A 6,850-nucleotide genomic window follows, 5' to 3' on the forward strand; every position below is an offset into this window, starting at 1 on the left:
TCCCAAACTATACTCACAAAGGCATTGCGGTGTTTTTATTTTCCGTTTTGTGTTTTGAGTGAAATGAAAGGTGATTATAATTATGCAAAAGAAGTTTAAAAGAATTAGTCTTAGTGTCTCATTACTTTTAATAGCTGTCGTGATGCTCGTCGTCGGATGTGGAACAACTCCAGCCCCATCAACTTCAAAAACTCCAACAGTAGAAGCCCCTAAACCTGCCAATCCAAACCTGATCTTAGCGACCACCACTAGTACTCAAGACAGCGGTTTGCTGGATGTTCTCATCCCCGATTTTGAAAAGAAAACAGGCTATAAAGTCCAAACAGTTGCCGTCGGCACAGGGGCTGCTTTAGCCATGGGCGAAAAAGGGGATGCTGACGTTTTACTAGTTCATGCACCCGCCTCGGAAAAGAAATTGGTAGATAACAAAACTGCTATTAACTACCAACTTGTCATGCACAATGACTTTATCATCGTAGGACCTGCCGCCGATCCAGCCAAAGTAAAAGGCACTAAAACAACCGCGGACGCCTTGAAGGCAATTTATGCAAGTTCTTCGATCTTTGTTTCCCGTGGAGATGATTCTGGAACCGATAAAATGGAAAAAGCCTTATGGACTAAAGTGAATCTCAAACCAGTTGGAACTAAATATCAGTCCACAGGTCAAGGTATGGGACAAACACTCACCATTGCTTCAGAGAAAGAGGGATATACACTAACAGACCGTGCTACCTATTTAGCAACTAAGAAAAACTTAAAACTTGAGATCGTCCTTGAAGGAGATGCTTCCCTCTTAAATATCTATCATGTCATGCAAGTGAACCCTGAAAAGTTCCCTAAAGTGAATGCGGATGGAGCTAAAGCCTTTGTTGATTTTATGATCTCCAAAGAAACCCAAGCCCAAATCGGAACCTTTGGAAAAGAGAAATTCGGTCAATCCTTGTTCTTCCCTGATGCAGGCAAGAAAATGGAAGAACTCGGTAAGTAAACTACTGACTTAATATGGGAGGGAATGTTACTCCATGGAAATGATCTGGCAAGGAATCCTAGCTGCCATTCACCTCCTGATAACAGGGGATCCCGAAGTGATCGAAATCACGCTCCTTACTCTCAAAATATCCAGTATCGGAACGTTGATTAGTCTTGTGCTTGGAATCCCTTTTGGTACGCTCCTTGCTCTTAAACCTTTTCCGGGAAGACGTTTAGTGTTAAGTATCGTTAATACTGGGATGGGATTACCTCCGGTGGTTGTCGGATTATGGGTCTCAATTTTTCTGTGGAGATCCGGACCATTTGGCTTTTTGAACATTATCTATACCCCAACAGCTATCATCATCGCTCAGGCAATCATTGCTTCGCCCATTATCGCCGCCTTAACCTGTGCAGCCCTTCAACAAACTGACCCTAAACTAAGGCTCCAAATCCGTGCACTGGGGGCAACACGTCTCCAGTATATTGGGTTGCTTCTAAGAGAAGTCCGTTTTTCCCTGCTTGCTGCTATTATCGCTGGTTTTGGTGCAATTGTCTCGGAGATTGGGGCTTCCATGGCAGTCGGAGGAAATATAAAAGGGCAGACTCGTGTCCTTACAACCGCCACTGTCTTAGAAGTTTCTAAAGGGAATTTCGATATTGCAATTGCCTTAAGTATTATCTTATGTTTACTAGCCTACGGCGCCACTTTAGGCTTAACTCTACTCCAACAGAAACAGCAAGGAGGCCCATAAGGTGCTCGAAGCGCGGGAGATAACTTGGATGCAGGATCATAAAACTATTTTACAAACCATTAATTTTCATCTGTCTCCAGGGGAATGCGTTGGCCTACTCGGTCCCAATGGATCTGGGAAAAGCAGTTTGCTGAAAATACTTGCATTTTTAGAGACTCCAACCTCTGGAAGGCTCTTCTTTCAAGGTCAATCCGTACCTAAAAATGTCCCACTCGCTATTCGACGAAAAATAGCCATTGTTTTTCAGGAATCCCTCTTATTAAACACTCGTGTCTTTGACAATGTAGCCATTGGATTAAAAATCCGGGGCCTTTCTAAAGAAACCATTCGGAAACGAGTGGACTATTGGCTGGAGCAGTTTGGAGTTATTCATCTTTCAAAACAGTCGGCACGGTTACTTTCTGGAGGAGAGGCCCAACGCGTTAGTTTAGCTCGCGCCTTTGCCATAGAGCCAGACGTTCTATTTTTGGACGAACCTTTTTCTGCTCTTGATGCCCCCACCAAAGAGGGACTCCGTGTTGACTTAGCTAAAGTATTTAAAGTCACTCAAACAACCACTGTTTTAGTGAGCCATGATTTTAAGGATATTGCCCATTTAGCCAGCCGAGCCTTGATACTACTCAATGGGCAAGTCGCAGCGGAAGGTTCCCCTCCCGAATTACTTCAGAATCCTCAAAAAGAAGAGGTAGCCCGTTTTCTTGCGCATTTTTCCTAATGAAACGCACTCTCTGTGGTGGACCGTAATGGTATTGGGTTTTACTAGCACGAAAAAGGAGGGTTTTAACCCTCCTTTTCGTACTAGACCATGTAAAATCTTCAGAGATTTTTAGAACAGCATCTTTAGATTACATTGCGTTCTTATAGATCTGAATCACTTGTTCAAGTGTTGCTGTGCGTGGATTAGTGAATTGACAAGCATCTAACTTTGCATTTCCAGCCATCAGAGCAAAGTCTTCTTCTTTAACATTCAGTGCAGCTAGTCCAGTCGGAATTCCAACATCTACAGACAACGTAGCGATTGCGGTTAAACATTTCTCCGCAGCTTCTCTGACAGAAAGTCCTTCGATATTTTCTCCCATTGCTACAGCAATCTCTGCAAAACGATCGAGATTGCCAATCATGTTAAAGCGTGAAACGTGGGGGAGAAGGATTGCATTACATACTCCATGAGGCAAATTATAGAATCCTCCTAATTGATGAGCCATTGCATGAACATACCCTAAACTTGCATTATTAAAGGCCATACCCGCTAATAATTGAGCATAAGCCATTTGTTCACGTGCTTCGAAATCTTCCCCATTCGCTACGGCACGACGCAGGTATTTAGGGATTATTTTAAACGCCATTAATGCCGCAGAATCTGTGACTGGTGTAGCGCTCGTGGAAACATACGCCTCAACGGCATGGGTAAGTGCATCCATTCCTGTCGCTGCGGTTAAACTTGGTGGTTGCTTCATCATCAACAAGGGATCATTAATCGAGACGTTCGGGGTTACATGCCAATCTACGATCGCCATTTTAATGTGACGTGCTTCATCCGTGATAATGCAGAATCTCGTCATTTCAGCAGCTGTACCTGCGGTCGTATTAATTGCAATCATCGGAGCCATAGGCAAGGGCGACTTATCGACACCTTCATAATCGTTAATTCTTCCGCCGTTACCTGCTACCAATCCGATTCCTTTGGCACAATCATGCGAAGAACCTCCGCCTACGGATACAATCAGGTCACAGCCTTCTTTAGTATAGATGTCAAATCCATCATGCACGTTTTTATCCGTTGGATTTGGTTCGGCGCCGCCATAAATTACAACTTTGACGCCTTCTTTTGTAATAATATCTGCGATTTCCTGAGCCATACCCATCTTTTCGAGATAGGCATCAGTCACTAGCAGGACCTTTTTCCCACCCAGTAGTTTAGCTTGCTTGCCTGTTTCTTGAGCTGCTCCAGCACCCATGAGGTTTACCGTTGGCATGTAGTACCCATAGACTTGATGAATAATTGACATATTAATTTCCCCCTATTTCTTTTGTTTTATATGCTGTGAAGTATATATAGCAAGTTTCATGCCAACAGTCTGAATATTTAGTTATTATATTCACAAGGCGGTAATTCTATTGTTTTTATACTGTTCAAATTAAATTCTGATTATACTTATAATTTGCAATGCGCAACTGCTCTAATATGATTCACTTTGCTCGGGACAGAGTTTAATTATGGAACACTTTTCTGGATTATAATCATGAAATCGAAAAACAAGTTTTGCTACAACCCCATGCTGGATAGGTCACGGTTAACTGTATAGTTCAAATATTTCAGTCGGTACTCAAAACCCTCTTTGCAGATTAAATTAACACAACCATAACTTTGTTCAAAACGAAAGACGTTTTCTAAGGGTATCCCAAGTACATGGCATAAGATTACCCTGTTTACTCCTGCATGTCCAACGATTAGAATTGTCGGTTCATCCGATTTGGCAAGACTTTCAAAGACAGGAATCACTCTTTTGTAACAGTCAGAAAAACTCTCTCCCAGCGGTGGACGGTAATTTACGATATCTGCGCCACGTTCTTTGAATTCCTTTGGATAGTTAGTTCTAATTTCAGAGAAGGGTTTTCCTTCCCAGTCGCCCATATATAATTCCCGCAACTCCACGCGAGCCATGGGAACGATTTGATGGGCAGAGGCAATTAGGTCTGCTGTTTGTTGTACTCTCCCTATATCACTGCAATATATGTTATCTAAAGGCACTCGACTAAAGATCTCCTTCAATAAGGAAGCCTGTTTCTTACCAAGCTCACTCAAAGGAATGTCCAATTGTCCGATATAACACTTATCTTTCCCTTGACCGATATCACCGTGCCTGACTAAATAAATGAGCTTTTTAGCCATAGTTGTTTAAACTCATTTCATTTTACCGTTCTGATCCAACTCTTTCTGAACTTTAATCAGCTCACTGAGAATACTTACGGCTATTTCTTCAGGAGTTTCTGCTCCAATTTTTAGACCGATCGGTGAATACAACGTTTGCAGCGTTTCACTCGCGATACCTTCCTCCTCCAATTCAGCAAGCAAGGCTTTAACCCTTCTACGACTGCCGATCATGCCAATATAGGAAGCTGGTAGATTGATCACTTTGCGCAGACATATTTTGTCGTAGCGATGCCCACGAGTAATAATAACTACAAAGGTTTGTGAATTGATATTTATCCTATCTAAGGCATGTTCAAACTCATCGCATATAATCGTATCGGCCGTGGGAAACCGATTCGAATTCGCAAAAGATAGACGGTCATCGACGACAGTAACCTCATATCCAACGATTTTAGCCATGGTTGCGAGGGGAAGTGCAATATGACCTGCTCCTAGAATTAACAATTGTGCGACCGTCGTTGGGGGCTCTACCAAAAACCGAAACGTCGCTTTCGTTACAGATGTATCACACGGCTTAAACTGGGAATCCAAACTAACTATTAGCGGCTGGCCTCGTTTGCCTCCTGTTTTGGCATTCTCCAGGGCAACCCTAGTAAGTTCTTCTATACCCAGATCACCTATAACCTCTCCATCATTTTTAATGAACAATTTTCTCCCTACTAATCGCTCTTCATTCGCCTCTATCACCGTTACAAGAACCGGACTTGAGGTTTCTAAGGAAGAGAGATAACCATTAATAAGTCTAGTCTGTTCCACGGGGCTCTGTGAACCTATATAATCAACGAATAATCCCATGATCCCTCCGCAAACCATTCCCTCCTCCAGGGCAATGTCTGCCGTCATATTCAAATAGTGGTTCTTCGGAGTGTAAGCTGTTAATACATTGAGTGCCTCTCGTCTCCCCTCAGCCTCACCACAGCCACCGCCAATGGTTCCAACCGTCGTCCCGTCTGCAAAAACTAACATTTTAGCTCCGGGCTTACGGGGTGTTGACCCCAGCACACTGGTTATTGTAATCAGGGCCACATCCAGATTTTGGTCGATTGCCTTTTTAAGAGCTAGATATATTTCCTTGTCCATTAACCTTGCCCCCCCAAATCAACGTTCCATATGTCATGTAAAGGTATCTTAATTATTTTTTCTATTTTAGCTTGAATTCTTTCGGCATTACTCAATCTCTGCTTAATCTTTCCGAAAACCTCCTGATTGCTCTTATACTGCTCCAGGAGCCCTGAGCATCTGGCCTGAAGTGAAATAATCTGGTCATCTATGACAAGTTTATCCGCCAAATATACGATTTCTTTTTCTGTTACGGATTGGTCCGCTAGGTTCAGGTAAATATCCATATGTTCAGCGACAATTACCGCTACCTCTGGATAATTCAGGAGCATTTGGGCTCCGACCTCGGCATGACGGGGTTCCCCTTTGGCCAAGTCATGTAACAGCGCCGCTGCTCTGATTAGGTCAAGGTTCAAATGACTACCAGCCCTGATTAAATAGCTGCCCATTGCACTACTTAGCTGAGCTACCTGCTTGCAATGATTAAACACCCTTACATTAGTTTTAGCATTATTAATTATAGCATAACATTCTTCTTCTGAGGGGATCCGGGTATCTCCACAGTACTTCAGCATCTGCAGGTAGTCCTCCGGTGTGTCCATATCGAGCAAAATACCCGGGTCATCAACCTCAACCTCGAGGGCATCCTGCTCATACTGTTCTAATAAAGCTCTCATTCCACCCGGTTTGTTCCAGGTCATTACTTTGTTCACATAGTGACAGGAAATTAAGGGAGGATGCCCCCTCGTTCCCTGATAAGATGGATAGATAATACCGAACTGTGTTGTGAAGAACTTGTCTTGAAGCTTATCCAAGGTTTCTCGGTTCACGATTGGATTATCGACAGGAAGTAGGAAAAATCCTTGGACAGCTGGTGATAAGCTTTCAACACCAGCTGTCACAGAGGAGAACATTCCTTCGGAAAAATTGAGGTTGACGATGGTCTGCACCCCTAGTCCATCTAAAACAGGATACAATTCGTTCGCCCGATGCCCAACCACCACACGGATATCCCTAATCCCGCTCTTCAGAAACTGTGCACAGCTTTTTCTAAGACTGTGCACCCGTCGAGCGCTAAAGTGGTTTAAAGCGTTTCATACGAAAAGATATCCTGCTGCAACTATGATTGCAG

At 43.3% G+C, this 6,850-nt stretch carries 7 protein-coding genes; 3 read left to right on the forward strand and 4 right to left on the reverse strand.

Annotated features, from left to right (window positions below; translation table 11 throughout):
• The first annotated feature begins 82 nt into the window (after positions 1-82).
• From UF75_RS14290 to UF75_RS14300, 3 genes are read left to right on the forward strand one after another with little or no spacing between them, the layout of a single operon-like run.
• Entirely contained in the window at positions 83-988 is a 906-nt protein-coding gene (locus UF75_RS14290; protein ID WP_045575270.1) for a substrate-binding domain-containing protein, read from the forward strand.
• Positions 989-1,022: 34 nt separating this feature from the next.
• On the forward strand, positions 1,023-1,724 hold the full coding sequence (locus UF75_RS14295; protein WP_045575271.1) for an ABC transporter permease: 702 nt from the start codon (positions 1,023-1,025) through the stop codon (positions 1,722-1,724).
• Position 1,725: 1 nt separating this feature from the next.
• Positions 1,726-2,439, forward strand: a complete 714-nt coding sequence (locus UF75_RS14300; RefSeq protein ID WP_045575272.1) for an ATP-binding cassette domain-containing protein — start codon at positions 1,726-1,728, stop codon at positions 2,437-2,439.
• A gap of 130 nt (positions 2,440-2,569) precedes the next feature.
• On the opposite strand, the gene UF75_RS14305 is transcribed toward UF75_RS14300, so the two are convergent.
• The 4 genes from UF75_RS14305 to UF75_RS14320 all read right to left on the reverse strand — a co-directional run bounded on the left by UF75_RS14305 (position 2,570) and on the right by UF75_RS14320 (position 6,782).
• The gene (locus tag UF75_RS14305) at positions 2,570-3,733 is read right to left on the reverse strand and encodes an iron-containing alcohol dehydrogenase (protein ID WP_045575273.1); all 1,164 of its coding nucleotides are present in this window, start codon (positions 3,731-3,733) and stop codon (positions 2,570-2,572) included.
• A gap of 257 nt (positions 3,734-3,990) precedes the next feature.
• Positions 3,991-4,617: an alpha-ribazole phosphatase gene (gene cobC, locus UF75_RS14310; RefSeq protein ID WP_045575274.1), complete on the reverse strand. Its 627-nt coding sequence runs from the start codon at positions 4,615-4,617 to the stop codon at positions 3,991-3,993.
• Between the two features lie 12 nt (positions 4,618-4,629).
• Positions 4,630-5,739, reverse strand: coding sequence for an XdhC/CoxI family protein (locus UF75_RS14315; protein ID WP_045575275.1), 1,110 nt, complete (start codon positions 5,737-5,739; stop codon positions 4,630-4,632).
• Positions 5,739-6,782: a DVU_1551 family NTP transferase gene (locus UF75_RS14320; protein WP_156146444.1), complete on the reverse strand. Its 1,044-nt coding sequence runs from the start codon at positions 6,780-6,782 to the stop codon at positions 5,739-5,741. The genes UF75_RS14315 and UF75_RS14320 overlap by 1 nt, the downstream gene beginning before the upstream one ends.
• Positions 6,783-6,850 lie beyond the last annotated feature (68 nt).

This window comes from Desulfosporosinus sp. I2 (assembly GCF_000960765.1).
Classification (GTDB): domain Bacteria; phylum Bacillota; class Desulfitobacteriia; order Desulfitobacteriales; family Desulfitobacteriaceae; genus Desulfosporosinus.